The sequence below is a fragment of the Pseudomonas syringae genome, assembly GCF_021606685.1.
GTDB lineage: Bacteria > Pseudomonadota > Gammaproteobacteria > Pseudomonadales > Pseudomonadaceae > Aquipseudomonas > Aquipseudomonas syringae_R.
Map to the genome: position 1 here is coordinate 1 of NZ_WKCB01000005.1, position 19720 is coordinate 19720.

Here is a 19720-nt window from a genome sequence, read left to right on the forward strand (position 1 = left end):
GCCCAGCGCCAACCCCCACCAGGCGCGCTGCATGAACTCGGAGAGGGCGATCACCTGCAGGGTAAATGCCGGCAGTTGGCCGTCCACTCCGGCGAACAAGGTCTGGAACTGAGGCACCACGTGCACCAGCAACACGCCGGTGACCAGGCCGGCGACCACCAGCACCGCGGCCGGGTAAGTCATGGCCTTTTTGATTCGGGTTCTGAGCTGCTCACTTTTTTCCCGGTGGATCGCCACGCGCTCCAGCAAGGTTTCGAGTGCCCCGGCGTGTTCGCCGGCCGCCACCAGGTTGCAGTACAAGTCATCGAAGTAACGCGGTTGTTTGCGCAAGGCTTCGTTCAGGCTGGTGCCAGCAGCGATCTCCTGTTTCAGGCCCTGCACCAGTTCACGCATCGACCGGTTGTCGAAGCCCTCGCTGATGATGTCGAAGGCTTGCAGCAGCGCAATCCCGGCCTTGAGCAGCGTGGCCAGTTGGCGAGTGAACAGGGTGATATCGTCGGTTTTTATCGACGGCGCGAGGTTGGGCAGCAGCGCGGATTTCTTGTACACCCGCCCAGGGCTGATGCCTTGCTGGCGCAGCTGCGCCTTGATCAGCGCAGCATTGTGCCCACGGGTTTGCCCGCACACTTTGCGTCCTTTGCGGTTGGTGCCTTCCCAGGCGTAAGTCGTCGAAGCGTTGTTCATGTCGCGGTTCCGCACACAAGGGTCGAAGCTTCATAGCTTAGTCAGGTGGCGGATTCGGACAGGCCGTTGGCCAAGGATAAAATGTCAGAATGTGCGTCTTGCAGGCGCTTGACCGCGTACGGATGAGTACACTGGCGCCGCTGCACACCACGGGGCGCAGGAAGCGCCTTGTCATGAGTTCTATTCTGGAGAGTGAATGTGATGCGTCAGAACGGTTTTACCTTGATCGAGTTATTGATCGTCGTGGCAATCATCGGCATTTTGGCCACCATCGGCCTGCCGATGTACACCACCCACCAGGCCAAAGCCAAGTTCACCGCTGGCCTGGCTGAAATCAGCGCGTTGAAGGCCGGGTACGAAGACACCCTCAACCAGGGCACCGTACCCACCCTGGCACTGATCGGCGGCACCAGCCCCACCGCCAACTGCACGATCGACGTGACGGGCGACGTAGCCACCGGTGCGGGTGCCATCAGCTGCGAGTTACTCGACGCTCCGGCACCGGTGCTGGGCAAGACCATCAGCCTGACGCGCAGCGCCACCACCGGTTGGAAGTGCACCACAAACGCTGAAGCAAAATATGTCGGCAAGGGCTGCGGCGCCGACGGGGCATAACTGCTAAACCATCCACAGGGATGTAGAGGTGGCCGATGGTGTTATCCGTGCAGCAGCGTGGCAGTGTTTTCCTGGTAGTGACCGCGTGTTTGTTGATTGTTGGGGTATGTGCACCGTTCGGTGGGCATGACCTGCAACGTGCAATGCAGATCGCCATCGGGTTTTGCGCGGTGCTGTATGGGCTGGCGGTCACCCCGGCGCAGCGCTTGGTGGATCGGCCCACGGCCATCGGTGTGGCGTTGATTGTGGTGCTTGGCCTGATGTCTTCGGCGCTGGCGCACCAGCCGCTGTGGGCGTTCACCGAAGTGGCGTTGTTTGTCAGTTGCGCCGCGATTGCGGTGGCGTTTGCGTCGCTGCGGCGCAGTGGTGGTGAGCCTTTGGATCGTGTGCTGATCCTGGTGGTACTGCTGATCTGCCTGATCAAGTCGAGCCAATACCTGTATGCCGCGGCACTCGCGTTTTCCAGTGGTGGGCGCTCGCTTGACCCTGACCTGCTGCTGTCCGGCTTTTCCAACAAGCGTTTCTACGGCCAGTTCCAGACGTTTACCCTGCCGCTGCTGGCGCTTCCCCTATTGTTGCCCTCTGTCTCCCGCACCCTGCGAGGTGCGGTATTTGCGTTGCTGTGCGTTTGGTGGTTGATCGCGATCAGCGGCGGTACACGCGGCACGTGGCTGGGCATGGCCGTGGCCGGTGTGGTGGTGGCGCTGCTGGGGCCGGGACGGCGTTGGCTGGGTTGGCAGTTGGCCGCTGTGCTGGGCGGACTCTTGCTGTATTGGCTGGGGTTTACGCTGTTGGCGGATTACTTGGGGATCGAGATCACCAAGGACGCCAGTGACCGCCTTACCACCTCGCTGTCAGGGCGCGGCCCGATCTGGTGGCAGGCCTGGCATATGCTTCTTGAGCGCCCGTGGCTGGGCTTTGGGCCGATGCATTTTGCCGATATTGCCAACCGGATTGCTGCCCATCCTCACCAGTCCATCCTGCAGTGGGCGAGCGAATGGGGCGTGCCCTCGGCGCTGTGCGTGGCGGTGCTGGCGTGGCGAGCTGGCTGGGCCACGTTCGGTGTGTTGCGTGAACGCGCGCAGTGCACCGAGCGTGCAGACCTGCTGCGCTTATGCCTGTTTGCGGCGTTGGTCGCGGCGCTTGTGCAGTCCATGGTCGATGGTGTGATCGTGATGCCCAACTCGCAGGTCTGGTTGGCGCTGGTGGTGGGCTGGCTGATGGCGCTGCATCGGTGGCGAACGCCGGTCAGCGTTGTTCCGCCGATGGCCTGGAACCTGTGGAAGGGCCTGAGTGTGCTGGCCGTTGGTCTGCTGGTAGTGATCGCGCTGCGCGACGTGCCCCATCTGCAGCAAGCCCAGCAACACTACCTGGATGCCCATGAAGGCCGCCTGCAGCCACGCTTCTGGGCCCAGGGGGTCATTGCGCGCTGAAGGCCGCAAGTTGCCGGACGCCCGATGCGGTGCTAGCTTTAGTCCACCGCCCGTGTAGCTCAGTTGGTAGAGCAGCGCACTCGTAACGCGAAGGTCGCAGGTTCAATTCCTGTCTCGGGCAAAAGGGCAGCACCGTTTCAAATGCAACGCTTCAAAGGCAGCACTGTTTTCAGATGATCCCAGAATGGTTCTGAAGGCCAGACGAGTCGGCATTCGTGCCCGCTCTTTTGTATCTGCGCAACCTTGATGACCCAGATGCATCCCCATTCCTTGATCTAAGAGAACAACATGACCACGACAGAAATGACCCAGGAAGTTCGGCACCAAGCAGCCCTCGAAAAATACCTCGAGGAATCGCCGCAGCTTAAAGAAGAGATCAAGGACCTGAGCGCCGATGATCAGCGCGACCAGATTCAGTGGGCATTCGAGGACGAGGCCGAGAGCCAGGGTTACCAGCCTTGGGAGTTGACCCTCAAGTACACCTCGACACCTGAAGAGTTTGAAGCCGCACGGCTGGCCCTGCACAAAGAGGCAGCCGAGGTGCTGGGTGTTGAGTGGGAAGAGTATTGCGAGATGAACGACCTGGTCGTTTAAGCGCGTACTTGAGGCAGGAGCGAGCGCGCTCGCTCCTGCACACACACGTCAGATACTGAGGCGCATCGACAGATCGACCGCCTTCACATCCTTGGTCATCGCACCGATGGAGATGTAGTCCACGCCGGTTTCGGCGATCGGCAGCAGGGTGCTTTCATTGATCCCGCCGCTGGCTTCCAGCTTGGCCTTGCCGCCGTTGAGGCGCACGGCTTCACGCATATCGTCCAGGCTCAATTCATCCAGCATGATGATATCGGCGCCTGCCGCCAGTGCGTCGCGCAGTTCTTCCAGGCTCTCTACTTCGATTTCCACCGGCTTGCCCGGGGCGATCTTGTGCGCGGCCGCAATGGCCTGGCCGATGCCGCCACAGGCAGCGATATGGTTTTCCTTGATCAGGAACGCGTCATACAGCCCGATACGGTGGTTGTGGCAGCCGCCGCAGGTTACCGCGTATTTCTGCGCCAGGCGCAGGCCCGGCAGGGTTTTGCGTGTGTCCAGCAGCTTGACTTGGGTGCTGGCGACAAAGTCCGCCAGGTACTGAGCACGTGTGGCGACCCCGGACAGCAATTGCAGGAAGTTCAATGCGCAGCGCTCGCCGCTGAGCAGCGAGCGAGCCGGGCCTTCGAGGTGAAACAACACTTGGTTGGGGCTGACGCGATCACCGTCGGCCACCTGCCAGTGCACGGCGACCCGTGGGTCCAGTTGGCGGAACACCGCGTCGACCCACGCAGTACCGGCAATGACGGCGGTGTCGCGGGTGATGATGGCTGCGGTGGCCAGCCGTTCGGCCGGGATCAACTGTGCAGTGATGTCGCCGCTGCCGATGTCTTCCAGCAGTGCGCGGCGCACGTTGGCTTCGATTTCGGCGGTGAGGTCGGCAAGACGGAGATTCGGCATAACACGCTCCACAAACAAAGTGCCCCGATTATAGGGGCAGTGCGGGCTCCAACCCAGACTCAACGCACATTTACCGCGCAACGACAGAGTTTGCTGGCGCAACCCCCCTCATTTGCAAGATAATCTCGCGCCTTGCAATTGGCGTCATAGCTTTGACGTCCTGGTGATAACCGGTTTTTCATAGCGCCCACACGGGCCCTGTACCCGAGCTTTACCCACCCAATACCGCCGTTTCAGGAGGCCAGGATGCACAATGACGGAAAGGTGGTGCCAATCAACAAGGCACAGGCCACGCCATCGCCGCTCGCCCGACTGCCGGTGGTGTTGCTGCAGGTTCGCGACAAGGCTGCACAGCAGTTGCAGCAGGGTCTGCAGGACCTGTTCGATAACGCCGACGACACCCTGTTCGAAATGGCCGACAAGGCCCGTAGCAACGTCGATCACCATATCTTTTTTGAAGCCATGCGCGACCTGCGCCTCAAGCGCAAGAATTTCGAGCGCGTGTTCATGGAGCGGCTGTTCGAAGCCTTCGCCGACCTGGGCCAGGCTGGACGGGGTGAGCGGCAACTGGTGCCGGTGGTGTCCTATGACGTAGCCAAGGGTGCCTCGCGTGATGATCTGGAAAAAGCCGTGGCACTTGAGGCCATGCTGGGCCGGGTGCGCCACCGCGATGGCTTGGCGCTAGGGCAACTGACTGCGCGCTTGAGCGCGTTGCTGGGCAATCGCCTGGACGACCGCGAGAACCCGCTGGGCCCGGCGCTGCTCTGCGAGTTTTTCCTGCGGGCGGGGCGCAGCCTGGGCGTGGAGATCCGGGTCAAACTGATCATGCTCAAGCTCTTCGAAAAATACGTGCTCAGTGACGCCGACCAACTGTACGGCGAGGCCAACCGACTGCTGGTGGCGACCGGCGTGTTGCCAGCCCTCAAGGCCGTGCCATCGCGGCGTCCCGGTGGGCGTGCAGCCGGTGAGCAGCCGAGTGAGCAAGCGCCGCCGAGCGCCGAGCTGCCAGGTGACGAAAACGGCCAGGAAGCCTTCGTCGCCTTGCAGGCATTGCTGGCCACGATGCGTGGCAGTGTCGCGCCCACTCTCGAAGCCAGCGCCGAGCCGCTGCCCATTGCCACCCGCGATCTGCTGCGCCTGCTGTCGCACTTGCAGCAATACGTGCCGGAGCCGGAGGCTGAAGATGATGTCGACCTGCGCAACCAGCTTGAGCAGTTGCTCACTCGCGTCAGCGTCAAGAGCGGCAAGTCGCGGGTCCTGGAGGCTTGGGACGAAGACGTGATCAACCTGATCGCCCTGTTGTTCGAGTTCATCCTCAACGACCGCACGGTGCCCGATGCGCTCAAGGCGCTGATCGCGCGCCTGCAGATTCCGCTGCTGAAAGTGGCGGTACTGGACAAGCGTTTTTTCACTCGCGCCAGCCACCCGGCGCGATGCCTGCTCAATGAAATCGCGGCGGCGGCCATGGGCTGGAGCCCGCGCGAAGACTACCAGCGTGACCCCCTCTACCTGCGCATCGAGCAAGTGGTGCAGCGTTTGCTCAACGAATTTGTCGAAGACCCGGCGATTTTTTCCCAGTTGCTTGCGGAGTTCGGCGCGTTTACCGCCGACGAGCGCCGGCGCAGCGAGCTGCTTGAGCAGCACACCCGCGATGCCGAAGACGCGCGCGTGCGCACCCAGGCGGCCCGCCAGCGGGTGGCCGCGGTGCTGGATCAACGTTTGTTGGGCAAGGTGTTGCCCAAGGCGGTGGTGCAGTTCCTGCAACAGGCCTGGAGCCAAGTGCTGTTGCTGGCCAGCCTCAAGCAGGGTGAGCAGTCGGTGCAATGGCAGGCGGGGCTGCGCACCATGGACGAGTTGATCGGGAGCGTCAGCCTGCAGCAAGACACCCAGGCCGCTCGCCATCTGCTGGAGCAACTGCCGGGCTTGCTCAAGGCGTTGCGCGACGGCTTGACCAGCGCCGCGTTCGACCCGTTCAGCACGCGTGAATTTTTTCTGCGGTTGCAGGCCCTGCATGTCCAGGCGCCCAACGGTGTCGACGGCCTGATCGAAGTGCGCGAACCCTGTGCTTTCGGCGCCGCGCCGCACGATCCCAGCGCCGAGCTGCCGGCCAATGATCCCGACCTGCTCAAGGTTCAACGGTTGCGGATCGGCACCTGGATAGTGTTCCAGGAGCGCGCCAGCACCCCGTTGCGCTGCCGGCTCACCGCGATCATGGCACCGGCCGGCGGCTATATCTTTGTCAGCCGAACCGGCCTCAAGGTCCTGGAGCGCAGTGCCGGGCAGTTGGCGCTGGCGTTCAAGTGTGGCGAGCTGCATGTGCTGGACGACGGGCCGCTGTTCGAGCGTGCGCTGGCGGCGGTGGTGGGCAAGCTGCGACAACTCAATCACGGCAAGTGATCGCAACCACAGGGGCGAACGCGGCATACTGGTAACACGTTGTCTCGTTCAAGGAACCTGTATGCAGTTGGACCCCACCAGCGGTTGGTGCCAGGGCATCCGTCATTGCCCTTCGCCCAACTTCAATGAGCGCCCCGCAGGCGAAATTTCACTGTTGGTGGTGCATAACATCAGCCTGCCACCGGCGCAGTTTGCCACCGGCAAAGTGCAGGAGTTTTTCCAGAATCGCCTGGATGTCACGGAACATCCCTACTTTGAGGGGATCGCCGACCTACGGGTGTCCGCGCATTTCCTGATTGAGCGTGACGGTGCGGTGACGCAGTTTGTGTCCTGCATCGACCGGGCCTGGCACGCCGGCGTTTCGTGCTTTGAGGGGCGTGAAACCTGTAATGACTTTTCCCTGGGGATAGAGCTGGAAGGCACGGATGACCTGCCGTTCACCGACGCCCAATATGCGGCGCTGATCGACCTGACCCGCCAACTGCTGGCGGCCTACCCAGGTATCACTGCGCAGCGCATCTGTGGCCACAGCGATATTGCCCCGGGACGCAAGACCGATCCCGGCCCCGCTTTTGATTGGGCGCGCTTTCGCAGCGCCCTGCAGGATGGAGGACACGCACGATGAGTTTTCTGGTGTTGGTGCTGGCCGTGTGGATCGAGAAATTCTCGGCCCTGCGCCAGCGGTTGCAGCGCGATGGCGGTTGGCTGCGCGAGCTGGCCAGGCTGGAAGCGAGCCCGCGCATGGGCAAGCAGCCCTGGCTGATTCTGACGGTATTGGTGTTGTTGCCGGTGGCGTTGCTGGCGCTGTTGCTGCTGGTGCTGGAGCCAGTGGCCTACGGCTTGCTGGCCTTGCCAGTGCACCTGCTGGTGGTGATCTACAGCCTGGGGCGCGGTGATGTGCTGGCCGGTCTTGGCCCGTTTCGCGATGCCTGGCGGCGTGGGGATCTGCAAGCCGCCGAGCATGTGGCCGAGCGCGATCTGAACCTGAGCGCAGACAGCGGTGAACAACTGCTCGAGCGCGTTCAGGGGCATTTGCTCTGGCAGGCCTACCAAAGCTTTTTTGCGGTGATTTTCTGGTACTTCCTGCTGGGGCCAGTCGCCGCGCTGGCGTATCGCCTGCTGGCCCTGGCCAGTGAACACAGCAAGAACCCGTTGGTGGCCGAACGTGCCGGGCAGATGCGGCATGCCTTCGACTGGCTGCCGGTGCGCCTGCTGGCAGCCAGCTTTGCACTGGTGGGCAACTTTGTCGCGGTCAGCCGCGTGATGCTCCATGAGCTGTTGAGCTGGGACATCAGCGCCGCGCAATTGATGGAGAAAGTCGGCCTGGCCGCCGCCGAAATCCCGCCGCCAGTGGTAGGCGCCGATGGCATCAACAGCCTGGACCGTCTTTGGGAACTGCTGCTGCGCGCGGCGGTGCTGTGGTATGCCGGGTTTGCTATCTGGACCGTGCTGCCTTAATCGAGTCAGCACGCTCAACACGGTGGGAGGGAGCAACTCCCTCTCGCCGTTCGTTAACCTTACGTTACAAAACTCCCTTCCAATTTGAGCTATACAGACAGAGCGCCAAATAGTGGCTTTCTGCCGCCGCCCTGCGCCTCAAATAAAAATAATAGAAAGGGAGATCACCTGTGAAGCGCTTGCTCTATCCCGCCGTTGCGCTGATGAACCGTCTGAGTTTCGGTATGAAGTTCAGCCTGATCAGCGTGCTGTTCCTGCTGCCCATGCTGGCGACCAACTACTACCTGGTGCGCGATTCCTGGCGTGAATTCCAGGGCACACGCACCGAACTGCAAAGCCTCGACCTGCTCGGCAGCAGCCTGGCGCTGCGCCGTGACCTGGAAACCCTCAACAACCAGGTGCAGATCAACGCGACCCTCGGCCAAGCCGGCAAGGCCGGTGACCTGGAGGGCAAGATCAGCACCCTGGAACAGCGCGTGTTGAGCCGTCTGCAAAGCCTTGAGGCGATGACCTCCGAGCCCGAACAGATCGCTGCCTTTGAGGGCAAGCGCGATGAGTTGGTGGCCGCCTTCAAGGCCCAGCAACAGGAAACCTCGCTATTGAGCAAAAGCGCGCTGATCGGCAAGTTGCTCAACAACGCGCACATGCTCAGCCAGATCGTCGCCAGCCAGGCCGGCCTGAGCCGCGACCCCCAGAGCGATCTGCGCCAACTCACGGCGCTGATCACCAGCGTGACCCCGCACGTCACCCAGACGTTGGGCGAGGGGCGGGCGATGGGTGCCTATTCCCTGGGCCAGGGCTTTCTCAATTCCTCGTCCAGTACGCGATTTGACGAATTGCTGCAGCAGTTGGAAAAACTCCAGGCTGAATACGGCCTGAAATTGCACGACGCCCTCGGCGCCAGCAAGCCCGCGCACGCGGCCCTCGACAGCCTGGCCAAGGCCAGCAACGCCAGCCTCAAGCAAGGCAGCGAGCTGTTTGAAGAACAGGTGGTGATGGCCGAAACCCTCGATGCGCCGTGGCAGGTTTTTTACGACAACGTCAGCCAATTGATGGCGCAGACCTATCAGCTCGATGAGGCCACCCTGGCGTTTATCGGGCAGCAACTGGAGCAACGCCTGGCGCAGAACCGCACGCACATGGTCGCGCTGATCGCAGCGCTGACGGCGGTGTTTTTGCTGATCTTCTACTTGTACGCCGGGTTCTATGCCTCCACGCGTACAACGCTGCGGCGCCTGGGGGCGATGATGGACAAGGTCGCGGCCGGCGACATGACGGTTACCTTTGTTGCCCACAGCCGTGATGAGCTGGGCGACCTTGGCCAGGTGTTCAACGGCACCGTGGCGAAGATCCATGACTTGATCGAGCGCGTCGGGCACACCGTCGCCCAGGTCGAACTCCAGGCCGGTCAAGTGCAAGCGGTGTCGGCCCAGAGCAACCAGGCCGTTTCCGGCCAGCGAACCCAGATCGAGCAGGTGGCCACGGCCATGAACCAGATGTCGTCCACCGCCCAGGAGGTGGCGCGCAGTGCCGCTGCAGCGGTCAGCAGTGCCCACAGCGTCAACGATGAAACCGTCAGCGGCCGTGGCCTGGTGCAATCCCAGCAGGGCAGCATCGCGCGGCTGGCGTCGGAGATCGATCAGTCGGTGCGGGTGATCAACCAATTGGCCAGCGACAGCCAGTCCATCAGCAGTGTGTTGGAGGTGATCAAGAGCATCGCCGAGCAGACCAACCTGCTGGCCCTCAACGCCGCCATCGAGGCGGCACGGGCCGGCGAGCAGGGGCGTGGTTTTGCAGTGGTGGCCGACGAAGTGCGCACCCTGGCCCGACGTACCCAGCATTCCACCGAAGAGATTGAGCAGATGATCAGCCGCTTGCACAACGGCGTGGCCGCAGCGGTGAAGGCCATGAGCAGCAGCCATGTAATGGCCAGCGGCACGGTGGGGGAGTCGGAAAAAGTCCAGCAGGCCCTGGAAAATATCCTCGGCGCCGTAGGCATGATCGTCGATCAGAACCAGCAAATTGCCGCCGCCGTGGAGCAGCAGACCGCTGTGGCGCACGATATCGACCAGAACATCGTCGCCATCAACCGGGCCGGTGAGCATGCGGCCGAGGGCGCGAATCAGACCGAGGCGGCGAGCCGGCAGCTATCGATGCAGGTGGTCGAGTTGAAGCAGTTGATCGGCGCGTTTCGAGTGTAGGGTTGGCGCCGGGGCGCCGCCCTTACCAGTTGAACAGCTCGCACGCATTGCGTGTGCTCGCTTCAGCCAGCAGCAGGGGGCTGATGCCCATGTGCGCGGCCAGGGCCGTGCAGATCGCCGGCAAGTGTTGCGGGCTATTGCGTTGGCCGGGGTACATGGCGGGGGCCATATCGGGTGAGTCGGTTTCCAGCACCACCGCGTCCAGCGGCAGTTGCGCCAGCACCTTGTGCATGCGCAGCGCCTGGGGCCACGTCGCCGCGCCGCCCAGGCCCAGTTTGAAGCCGAGCTTGATGTATTCGCGGGCTTCTTCGCGGCTTCCGGCAAAGGCATGAATGATGCCGCCTCGTGGCACGCGGATGCGTTTGAGGGTGGCGATCACCGCCGCGTGGCTGCGGCGTACGTGCAGCAGCGCGGGCAGTTGAACATCCACTGCAAGCTTGAGTTGAGCCTCGAACAGCGCTTGCTGGCGTTCGCGGTCGAGGGTGTCGAGGAAGTAATCCAGGCCGATCTCGCCGACTGCGCACACCTGCCGGTGCCCCTGCAAGCGGGTCAGCCAGTCGCCCAGTTCCGTCAGATCGGCGGGGCGGTGATCCTCCAGATACACCGGGTGCAGCCCGAACGCGGCGAACAGGTCGGCATCCGTTTGCACCAGCTCCCACAGCCGCTGCCAGTTCTGCTGATACACGCCCAACACCACCATGCGCCGCACGCCCAGTTCGCGGCTGTGGGCGAGGACTTCGCGGCGATCGCTGTCGAAGTCCGGGAAGTCCAGGTGGGTGTGGGTGTCGATCAGCTCCACGCTCAGGCCTCGTGGATACGCTGCTTGAACGTACGGCCGATGGCATGCACGCCAGGTTGATACTGTTCTTCTTCAATGGCGGCCAGGGCCAGGCGCAGGGCGGTGTCGGCGATCAGCTGATGTTGCTGGGCCATGGCATTGACCGGCAGCGGCAGGAAATCCAGCAGTTGGGTATCACCAAAGGTGCCCAGGCGCAGCGGTCGCGACTTGAGCGGGAAGTCGTGCAGCGCGTCGAACACGCCTTGCAGCAGCACGTAGGACGTCGTCACCAGCGCGTCAGGCAAATGCCCCAGCCGCTGAAGAAGTTGCTCCATCAGCTGTCGGCCACAATCGCGGCTGAAGGCTTCGCCGTGCTCAAGGATCACCTCGCCGGTGAAGCCCTGGAGTGCTTCACGGAAACCGGCGGCACGCTCCTGGCTGATGCTCAGCTCGGGCCGCGCGCCGATCAGCGCGATCTGCTTGGGCAGCGGTTGCAGCAAGCTGCTGGTCAGTTGCTGGCAGGCTTGGCGGTCATCGCTGACCACCGAGCAGAACCGCCCGGGTTCCATCACCCGGTCGATGGCAATCACCGGCAGGCCCTTGGCTTGCAATTCGCGGTAACTGTCATCGCTGGCGGGCAGGCAACTGGCGACGAACAGCGCATCACAACGGCGGGCGCGGAACAACTTGGCCAGTTGGCGCTCGCTGCCGGCTTCGTCGTCGGAACTGGCGATCAGCAACTGATAACCCCGGGCTCGCGCACCTTGCTCCAGTAGCTTGGCGATGCGTGCGTAACTGGGGTTTTCCAGGTCCGGCAGGATAAACCCCAAGGTGCGCGTATGCCGGCTGCGCAGCCCGGCCGCCTGGGGGTTAGGGGTAAAGCCATGGGCTTCAACCACCGCACGCACCCGTTCGACGGTTGCGTGGCTGATCCGTTGCTGCTCGGCCTTGCCATTGATGACATAGCTGGCGGTGGTCACGGACACACCGGCGAGACGTGCGATATCACTGAGTTTCAAACCGGGATTTCCTTGTTTTTTGGCGCTTGCCCCGACATTTTGTCCGATCGTAACCGATTACTGCACGCGACTAATGTCTCAGCTCAAGCGCCGAGTGGTCCTTCAAGGATGCGCAATTAACGCGTAATCTGCCATAAATTCTAGATTAAACGTTTCAGCCAGCGTATTTTTACGACGTTCGCGACTGAGTGCCTACTGCCAATTGACTGCTCAGTCAGTAATTGCGAAAGCCCCTTACACTGTTTTATTTAAAACAATACCTAGTGCGGCCACCGCACTAACTAGGAGAACGGCATGCTTGAGCTCACTGTAGAGCAGATTTCCATGGGCCAGACGGCTGTGGATAAATCTGCGGCCCTGCACCTGCTCGCTGACACACTGGTGGCCGATGGCCTGGTTGCCGAGGGTTACCTCAGTGGCTTGCAGGCCCGTGAAGCCCAAGGCTCGACCTTTCTTGGCCAAGGTATTGCCATCCCCCACGGCACCCCCGAAACCCGTGACCAGGTATTTTCCACCGGCGTGCGTCTGCTGCAGTTCCCTGAAGGGGTGGATTGGGGCGACGGCCAGATCGTGTACCTGGCCATTGGCATTGCCGCCAAATCCGACGAACACCTGCGCCTGTTGCAACTGCTTACCCGCGCCCTTGGTGAAACCGACCTGGGCCAGGCGTTGCGCCGTGCCGGAACCGCCGAAGCCTTGCTGAAACTGCTGCAAGGCGCGCCGCAGGAACTGGCGCTGGACGCACAGATGATCAGCCTGGGCGTGTCCGCCGATGATTTCGAAGAGCTGGTATGGCGCGGCGCTCGCCTGTTGCGTCAGGCCGATTGTGTCAGCAATGGGTTTGCCGCCGTGCTGCAGCAGGTTGACGCGCTGCCCTTGGGCGATGGCCTGTGGTGGCTGCACAGCGAGCAAACCGTCAAGCGTCCGGGCCTGGCGTTTGTCACCCCGGACAAACCCATGCGCTACCTCGGCCAACCGCTCAATGGCCTGTTCTGCCTGGCCAGCCTGGGCGAGGCGCATCAGGCCTTGCTGGAGCGCCTGTGTGCGCTGCTGATTGAAGGTCGCGGCCAGGAACTGGGCCGCGCTACCAGCAGCCGCGCGGTGCTTGAAGTGCTTGGCGGCGAACTGCCGCCGGACTGGCCCAGCGCGCGCATCACCCTGGCCAACGCCCACGGCTTGCACGCGCGTCCGGCGAAGATCCTCGCGCAGTTGGCGAAAAATTTTGAAGGCGATATCCGTGTGCGCGTCATCGATGGCCCGGTAGGCGCCGTGTCGGTGAAAAGCCTGAGCAAACTGCTGAGCCTCGGCGCACGTCGCGGCCAGGTGCTGGAATTTGTCGCCGAACCGACGATTGCCGGCGATGCGTTGCCGGCTTTGCTCGCCGCCGTGGAAGAGGGCCTGGGTGAAGAGGTCGAGCCGCTGCCAACCGTGAGCGCCCCGCCCGCCGTTGTCGATATCGCGCCGGTGATCAGCGCGCCGCAGGCCGGCAGCCAGCTCCAGGCCATCGCCGCCGCGCCAGGCATCGCCATCGGCCCGGCGCATATCCAGATTCAACAGGTGTTCGACTACCCGTTGCGCGGCGAATCTGCCGCCATCGAGCGTCAGCGCCTGCACGCTGCCCTGGCCGATGTACGCCGCGATATCCAGGGCCTGATCGAGCGCAGCCAGGCCAAGGCCATCCGCGAGATTTTCATCACCCACCAGGAAATGCTCGACGACCCGGAACTCACCGACGAAGTTGACACCCGCCTCAAGCAAGGCGAAAGCGCCCAGGCCGCGTGGATGAGTGTGATCGAAGCCGCTGCCAAGCAGCAGGAGTCGTTGCAGGACGCCTTGCTCGCCGAACGCGCGGCCGACCTGCGTGATATCGGGCGCCGCGTGCTCGCGCAACTGTGCGGCATCGAAACCGCCCAGGAGCCAAGCGAGCCCTACATTCTGGTGATGGATGAGGTCGGCCCATCGGACGTCGCGCGTCTGGACCCGGCCCGCGTCGCCGGCATCCTCACGGCCCGAGGCGGCGCAACGGCGCACAGTGCGATTGTCGCGCGCGCCCTTGGGATTCCTGCATTGGTAGGTGCAGGCCCAGCCGTGCTGTTGCTGGCCAGCGGCACCGCGCTGTTGCTGGATGGCCAACGCGGTCGCCTGCATGTGGACCCCGACGCCGCCACCCTGCAACGCGCCACCGTCGAGCGCGATACCCGCGAGCAGCGCCTGCAAGCCGCCGCCGCCCAGCGCCATGAGCCGGCCCTGACCCGTGACGGCCACGCCGTGGAAGTGTTCGCCAACATCGGCGAAAGCGCCGGTGTGGCCAGCGCGGTCGAGCAGGGCGCCGAGGGTATTGGCTTGCTGCGCACTGAACTGATTTTCATGGCCCACCCGCAAGCGCCGGATGAGGCCACCCAGGAAGCCGAATACCGCCGCGTGCTCGACGGCCTCGGCGGTCGCCCGCTGGTGGTGCGCACCCTCGATGTCGGCGGCGATAAACCGTTGCCCTATTGGCCGATTGCCGAGGAAGAAAACCCCTTCCTCGGCGTACGTGGCATTCGCCTGACCCTGCAGCGCCCACAGATCATGGAAGCCCAATTGCGCGCACTCCTGCGTTCAGCGGACAACCGGCCGCTGCGCATCATGTTCCCGATGGTTGGCAGCGTGGATGAATGGCGCGCCGCTCGCGATATGACCGAGCGCCTGCGCCTGGAAATCCCGGTGGCCGATCTGCAACTGGGCATCATGATCGAAGTGCCGTCGGCGGCCTTGCTCGCGCCGGTGCTGGCCAAGGAAGTCGACTTCTTCAGCGTCGGCACCAACGACCTGACCCAATACACCCTGGCCATCGACCGCGGCCACCCGACCTTGTCGGCCCAGGCCGATGGCCTGCACCCGGCGGTGTTGCAACTGATCGACATCACCGTGCGCGCCGCCCATGCCCATGGCAAATGGGTGGGCGTGTGCGGCGAGCTGGCGGCGGACCCGTTGGCGGTGCCGGTGCTGATCGGCCTGGGGGTGGACGAGTTGAGCGTGTCGGCCCGCAGCATTCCCGAAGTGAAGGCGCGCGTGCGTGAATTCAGTCTGAGCGAGGCCCAGGGCCTGGCGCAAAAAGCACTCGCGGTGGGTTCGCCCGCCGACGTGCGTGCCCTAGTGGAGGCCGTGTAGATGGCAAGGATTCTGACCCTGACGCTGAACCCGGCGTTGGACCTGACGGTACGCCTGGCGCACCTGGAACCGGGCGCAGTCAATCGCAGTGAAACCCTGCTCACCCATGCCGCCGGCAAGGGCGTGAACGTGGCGCAGGTGTTGGCCGACCTGGGCCATGACGTGAGCGTGGGCGGTTTTCTCGGCGCCGCAAACCCCGAGGCTTTTGATGCGCTGATCGCCAGCCGTGGGTTTGGCGATGAGTTCGTGCGTGTGCCGGGTGAAACCCGCAGCAATATCAAGATTGCCGAACGTGACGGCAGGGTTACCGACATCAATGCGCCGGGGCCACTGGTCAGTGAGGCGGCGCAGGCACAACTGCTCAAAAGCATCGCAATCATCGGCCCAGAATTCGATGCTGTGGTGGTCGCCGGCAGCTTGCCGCGTGGCGTCAGCCCGGAGTGGTTCCAGGGGTTGCTGGCAGAACTCAAACGCCTGGGTTTGAAAGTCGCCCTGGACACCAGTGGTGAAGCATTGCGCGCCGGTTTGCAGGCTGGCCCGTGGCTGGTCAAACCCAATACTGAAGAGCTGGCTGACGCCCTCGGGCATGCCCCGGACGCGATCAGCCAGCTTCACCAACAAGGCGTGGAACACGTGGTGGTGTCCGACGGTGCCGCAGGCGTGAGCTGGTACAGCTCGACTGCGACCCTGCAGGCCACGCCGCCCAAGGTGACGGTCGCCAGTACCGTCGGTGCCGGCGATTCGTTGCTGGCCGGGATGCTGCACGGTTTGCTCAGTGGCCACACGCCGGAGCAGACCCTGCGCCGCGCCACGGCGATTGCCGCGATGGCGGTGACGCAGATCGGTTTCGGCATCAGCGATGACGCGCAGTTGGCGCGCCTCGAAAGCGGCGTCCACGTACGTACGCTGACAGAACAATAAGAGGGTTTGTGATGAAGTTAGCCATTGTTACCGCCTGCCCGAACGGCATGGTCACCAGTGTGCTGTGCGCCCGCTTGTTGGACGCCGCCGCGCAGCGCCAGGGTTGGAGCACCAGCGTTGAGGTGGTGGATGTGCAGCGGCCGGAACGCCAGTTGTCCCAGTCCACCATCGACGACGCCGAATGGGTGTTGTTGGTCAGCAGCACGCCGGTGGACATGCAGCGGTTCGTCGGCAAGCGTGTGTTCCAGAGCACACCGGCCCAGGCGTTGGCGGATGTTGACGCGGTATTGCGTCGGGGCGCCGAAGAGGCTGAGGTCTATGTCGCAACGCAGCAGACGGCCAAAAACGCCCCGCGTATCGTGGCGATCACCGCCTGCCCGACCGGCGTCGCCCACACGTTCATGGCTGCCGAAGCGTTGCAGCAGACGGCCAAGCGTCTGGGCTATGACCTGCAGGTCGAAACCCAGGGCTCGGTCGGTGCCCGTACACCCTTGAGCCCGCAGGCCATCGCCGATGCCGACGTGGTGCTGCTGGCCGCCGATATTGAAGTCGCCACCGAGCGTTTCGCCGGCAAGAAGATCTACCGTTGCGGTACCGGCATTGCGCTCAAGCAGTCCGAGGCGACCCTCAACAAGGCCCTCGCCGAAGGCGCAGTAGAAAGCGCCGCCAGCGGGGCGGTGGCCAAGAAGTCGGAAAAAACCGGCGTCTACAAGCACCTGCTCACCGGCGTGTCGTTCATGTTGCCGATGGTGGTGGCGGGCGGGTTGCTGATTGCCTTGTCGTTTGCGTTTGGGATTCATGCGTTTGAACAGGAAGGCACGTTGGCGGCCGCATTAAAAACCGTCGGCAATACCGCCTTTACGCTGATGGTGCCGCTGCTGGCGGGTTATATCGCCTACTCGATTGCCGACCGTCCTGGCATTGCGCCCGGCATGATCGGCGGCCTGCTGGCGGGCACATTGGGCGCAGGGTTTATCGGCGGTATCCTGGCCGGTTTCCTGGCGGGCTACTGCGTCAAACTGATCACCCGTGCCGTGCAATTGCCGCAAAGCATGGAGGCACTCAAGCCGATCCTGATCATCCCGCTGCTGGCCAGCCTGTTCACCGGTCTGGCGATGATCTACCTGGTGGGCCCGCCGGTGGCGCGCATGCTCACCGGCCTCACCGACTTCCTCGCCACCATGGGCACCACCAATGCGGTGCTGCTGGGCATCCTGTTGGGCGGCATGATGTGCGTCGACCTGGGCGGGCCGATCAACAAGGCGGCGTATGCGTTTTCCGTCGGCCTGCTGGCGGCATCGAGCGGTGCGCCGATGGCGGCGACCATGGCTGCCGGCATGGTGCCGCCGATCGGCATGGGTATCGCCACGTTCCTGGCGCGACGCAAGTTCGCCCAGACCGAACGCGAGGCCGGCAAGGCGGCGATGATCCTCGGCCTGTGTTTTATCTCTGAGGGCGCGATTCCATTTGCTGCCAAGGACCCGCTGCGCGTGATCCCGGCCAGCATCGCCGGCGGCGCGTTGACGGGGGCGCTGTCGATGTATTTTGGCTGCAAGCTGGCAGCGCCCCATGGCGGCCTGTTTGTGTTGGTGATTCCGAATGCGATAAACCACGCGCTGTTGTACTTGCTGGCGATTGTCGCCGGTAGTGTGCTGACGGGGTTGGTGTATGCGCTGATCAAACGTCCGGAAGCGGTGGAGCTGGCTGTGGCACCCTCCAAGGCCTGAAACAGGTTAAAAATGTGGGAGGGGGCTTGCTCCCGATGGCGGTGTGTCAGTTAGCTAATTTTCTGCTGACACACCGCCATCGGGGGCAAGCCCCCTCCCACATTTGGATCCCCAGTGTTGCGGAATAGGGTGTCATCTGCGCTTCATCCCTGCATGCTTTAGTGGCTCTTTTGATACTCAAGAGGGCACCTGCATGACTCATTTCGATCTTGGCCGCCGCCGCGTGATGCAAGCCGTCGGCGCCGGCCTGTTGCTGCCGGGCCTGGCGCCGGCAGTGATCGCGTCGGTCAAGGACCGTCCGCAACTCACCGATGGCGTGCAGTCCGGCGACCTGCTGGGCGACCGCGCGATGATCTGGAGCCGCAGCGACCGCCCCGCGAAAATGGTGGTGGAGTGGGACACCCGCAGTGTGTTCAGCAACCCGCGCAAATTCGTCTCGCCGCTGGCCGACAGCCGCACTGATTTTACCGCCCGCGTCGAACTCACCGGCCTGCCCGTCGACCAGGCGATTTTCTACCGCGTGCACTTCGAAGACGCCCAGACCGGCGTGGCCAGCGAGCCCTGGTTCGGCCACTTGCGCAGCGTGCCGTCAGCGCGTCGCGACATCCGCTTTGTGTGGAGCGGCGACACCGTCGGCCAGGGCTTCGGCATCAACCCGGACATCGGCGGCATGCGCATCTACGAAGCCATGCGCCTGCGCCTGCCGGACTTTTTTATCCACAGCGGCGACACCATCTACGCCGACGGCCCGGTGCCTGCACAGCTGACCACCGAAGGCGGGCGTATCTGGCGCAACATCACCACCGACGCCAAGAGCAAAGTCGCCGAAACCCTGGATGAATATCGCGGCAATTACCGCTACAACTTGCTGGATGAAAACGTGCGGCGCTTCAATGCCGAGGTGCCGCAGATCTGGCAATGGGACGACCACGAGGTGGTGAACAACTGGTCGCCGAGCAAGCAACTGGATGAGCGCTACCAGACCAAGGACATCAACACCTTGGTGGGCCGTGCGAGCCAGGCCTGGTTGGAATATTCGCCGATGCGCCGGCAAAGCGCGGATGGCGGCGGGCGGATTTATCGCAAGCTCAGTTATGGTCCGTTGCTGGATGTATTCGTGCTGGACATGCGCAGCTACCGTGGCCCGAACGACGACAACCTGGGCGCGGAAAAACCCTTCCTCGGCCGTGAGCAACTGGACTGGCTCAAGCGTGAACTCAAGGGCTCCCAGGCGCAGTGGAAGGTGATTGCCGCCGACATGCCCATCGGCCTTGGCGTGCCCGACGGCGAAGTCAGCCCTGGTGTGGGGCGTTGGGAAGCCATCGCCAACAATGATCCAGGTGCGCCGCAGGGCCGCGAGCTGGAGATCGCCGAGTTGTTGGGCTTTTTAAGGGCGCAAAAGGTACGCAACCATGTGTGGCTGACGGCCGATGTGCATTACTGCGCGGCGCATCACTACCACCCGGATCGCGCGGCGTTTCAGGATTTCGAGCCGTTCTGGGAGTTCGTTGCCGGGCCGTTGAATGCCGGGAGTTTCGGGCCGAATCCGTTGGATAAAACCTTTGGCCCGCAGGTGGTCTTCGAGAAGGCCCCACCGGCGCAGAACACCTCGCCGTTCGCGGGTTTTCAGTTTTTTGGTGAAGTGCAGATCGACGGGCAGACGGCGGAGTTGACGGTCATCCTGCGGGACTTGGATGGGGTCTCAGTGTTCGAGCAAAAACTGCAACCGGTTTGATTTGGAATGCGGTTAAAAATGTGGGAGGGGGCTTGCCCCCGATTACGGTGTGTCAGTCAGCTTAGTTTTAGCTGATCCACTGCTATCGGGGGGCAAGTCGAATCGTCG

15 protein-coding genes, 1 tRNA gene and 1 pseudogene are annotated in these 19720 nt (G+C 63.1%); 13 read left to right on the top strand and 4 right to left on the bottom strand.

Annotated elements, in window-relative coordinates:
* On the bottom strand, positions 1-684 hold a 684-nt coding region (locus GIW02_RS03235), incomplete at its 3' end, for a type II secretion system F family protein (protein ID WP_236421773.1).
* Between the two features lie 201 nt (positions 685-885).
* Between GIW02_RS03235 and GIW02_RS03240 the strand changes: the two genes are divergently transcribed.
* From GIW02_RS03240 to GIW02_RS03255, 4 genes are all read left to right on the top strand, one after another.
* A complete protein-coding gene (locus GIW02_RS03240; RefSeq protein WP_268935283.1) occupies positions 886-1299 on the top strand; it encodes a pilin in 414 nt (137 codons plus the stop codon).
* 35 nt (positions 1300-1334) lie between these two features.
* A complete protein-coding gene (locus GIW02_RS03245) occupies positions 1335-2732 on the top strand; it encodes an O-antigen ligase family protein (protein WP_236410826.1) in 1398 nt (465 codons plus the stop codon).
* 48 nt (positions 2733-2780) lie between these two features.
* Positions 2781-2853 (top strand) — tRNA-Thr (locus GIW02_RS03250).
* A 167-nt stretch (positions 2854-3020) separates the two neighbouring features.
* Positions 3021-3326 carry a DUF6388 family protein gene (locus GIW02_RS03255; RefSeq protein ID WP_033903347.1) on the top strand — a complete coding sequence of 102 codons (306 nt, stop codon included), beginning with the start codon at positions 3021-3023 and terminating at the stop codon, positions 3324-3326.
* A gap of 48 nt (positions 3327-3374) precedes the next feature.
* Here the strand turns inward: GIW02_RS03255 and nadC are convergent, their stop codons facing one another.
* The gene (nadC, locus tag GIW02_RS03260; RefSeq protein WP_236410827.1) at positions 3375-4223 is read right to left on the bottom strand and encodes a carboxylating nicotinate-nucleotide diphosphorylase; all 849 of its coding nucleotides are present in this window, start codon (positions 4221-4223) and stop codon (positions 3375-3377) included.
* 246 nt (positions 4224-4469) lie between these two features.
* Between nadC and GIW02_RS03265 the strand changes: the two genes are divergently transcribed.
* The 5 genes and pseudogenes from GIW02_RS03265 to GIW02_RS27190 all read left to right on the top strand — a co-directional run bounded on the left by GIW02_RS03265 (position 4470) and on the right by GIW02_RS27190 (position 10279).
* Positions 4470-6620, top strand: a complete 2151-nt coding sequence (locus GIW02_RS03265) for a DUF1631 domain-containing protein (RefSeq protein ID WP_236410828.1) — start codon at positions 4470-4472, stop codon at positions 6618-6620.
* Between the two features lie 61 nt (positions 6621-6681).
* Positions 6682-7245: a 1,6-anhydro-N-acetylmuramyl-L-alanine amidase AmpD gene (ampD, locus tag GIW02_RS03270; protein WP_236410829.1), complete on the top strand. Its 564-nt coding sequence runs from the start codon at positions 6682-6684 to the stop codon at positions 7243-7245.
* The gene (gene ampE, locus GIW02_RS03275) at positions 7242-8078 is read left to right on the top strand and encodes a regulatory signaling modulator protein AmpE (RefSeq protein ID WP_236410830.1); all 837 of its coding nucleotides are present in this window, start codon (positions 7242-7244) and stop codon (positions 8076-8078) included. The genes ampD and ampE overlap by 4 nt, the downstream gene beginning before the upstream one ends.
* 1139 nt (positions 8079-9217) lie before the next feature.
* Positions 9218-9421 (top strand): annotated as a pseudogene (locus tag GIW02_RS27185) (HAMP domain-containing protein); the annotation flags it as partial.
* A gap of 153 nt (positions 9422-9574) precedes the next feature.
* A complete protein-coding gene (locus GIW02_RS27190; protein ID WP_456362083.1) occupies positions 9575-10279 on the top strand; it encodes a methyl-accepting chemotaxis protein in 705 nt (234 codons plus the stop codon).
* 22 nt (positions 10280-10301) lie between these two features.
* On the opposite strand, the gene GIW02_RS03285 is transcribed toward GIW02_RS27190, so the two are convergent.
* Positions 10302-11078 (bottom strand): TatD family hydrolase, encoded by a 777-nt coding sequence (locus GIW02_RS03285; protein ID WP_236410832.1) that lies wholly within the window; start codon positions 11076-11078, stop codon positions 10302-10304.
* A gap of 2 nt (positions 11079-11080) precedes the next feature.
* On the bottom strand, positions 11081-12076 hold the full coding sequence (cra, locus tag GIW02_RS03290) for a catabolite repressor/activator (RefSeq protein WP_236410833.1): 996 nt from the start codon (positions 12074-12076) through the stop codon (positions 11081-11083).
* A gap of 294 nt (positions 12077-12370) precedes the next feature.
* Between cra and ptsP the strand changes: the two genes are divergently transcribed.
* The 4 genes from ptsP to GIW02_RS03310 all read left to right on the top strand — a co-directional run bounded on the left by ptsP (position 12371) and on the right by GIW02_RS03310 (position 19612).
* Entirely contained in the window at positions 12371-15229 is a 2859-nt protein-coding gene (ptsP, locus tag GIW02_RS03295; RefSeq protein ID WP_236410834.1) for a phosphoenolpyruvate--protein phosphotransferase, read from the top strand.
* Positions 15230-16150, top strand: a complete 921-nt coding sequence (gene pfkB, locus GIW02_RS03300; RefSeq protein WP_236410835.1) for a 1-phosphofructokinase — start codon at positions 15230-15232, stop codon at positions 16148-16150.
* An 11-nt stretch (positions 16151-16161) separates the two neighbouring features.
* Entirely contained in the window at positions 16162-17877 is a 1716-nt protein-coding gene (locus GIW02_RS03305; protein ID WP_236410836.1) for a PTS fructose-like transporter subunit IIB, read from the top strand.
* A gap of 193 nt (positions 17878-18070) precedes the next feature.
* Positions 18071-19612, top strand: a complete 1542-nt coding sequence (locus tag GIW02_RS03310; protein ID WP_236410837.1) for an alkaline phosphatase D family protein — start codon at positions 18071-18073, stop codon at positions 19610-19612.
* Positions 19613-19720: the final 108 nt, after the last annotated feature.

Coding starts and splice junctions, on each gene's coding strand:
- GIW02_RS27190 (WP_456362083.1), top strand. CDS start 9,575: ATGTCGTCCACCGCCCAGGAGGTGGCGCGCAGTGCCGCTGCAGCGGTC.
- GIW02_RS03310 (WP_236410837.1), top strand. CDS start 18,071: ATGACTCATTTCGATCTTGGCCGCCGCCGCGTGATGCAAGCCGTCGGC.
- GIW02_RS03305 (WP_236410836.1), top strand. CDS start 16,162: ATGAAGTTAGCCATTGTTACCGCCTGCCCGAACGGCATGGTCACCAGT.
- GIW02_RS03245 (WP_236410826.1), top strand. CDS start 1,335: ATGGTGTTATCCGTGCAGCAGCGTGGCAGTGTTTTCCTGGTAGTGACC.
- ampE (WP_236410830.1), top strand. CDS start 7,242: ATGAGTTTTCTGGTGTTGGTGCTGGCCGTGTGGATCGAGAAATTCTCG.
- GIW02_RS03265 (WP_236410828.1), top strand. CDS start 4,470: ATGCACAATGACGGAAAGGTGGTGCCAATCAACAAGGCACAGGCCACG.
- GIW02_RS03255 (WP_033903347.1), top strand. CDS start 3,021: ATGACCACGACAGAAATGACCCAGGAAGTTCGGCACCAAGCAGCCCTC.
- GIW02_RS03240 (WP_268935283.1), top strand. CDS start 886: ATGCGTCAGAACGGTTTTACCTTGATCGAGTTATTGATCGTCGTGGCA.
- nadC (WP_236410827.1), bottom strand. CDS start 4,223: ATGCCGAATCTCCGTCTTGCCGACCTCACCGCCGAAATCGAAGCCAAC.
- ampD (WP_236410829.1), top strand. CDS start 6,682: ATGCAGTTGGACCCCACCAGCGGTTGGTGCCAGGGCATCCGTCATTGC.
- pfkB (WP_236410835.1), top strand. CDS start 15,230: ATGGCAAGGATTCTGACCCTGACGCTGAACCCGGCGTTGGACCTGACG.
- ptsP (WP_236410834.1), top strand. CDS start 12,371: ATGCTTGAGCTCACTGTAGAGCAGATTTCCATGGGCCAGACGGCTGTG.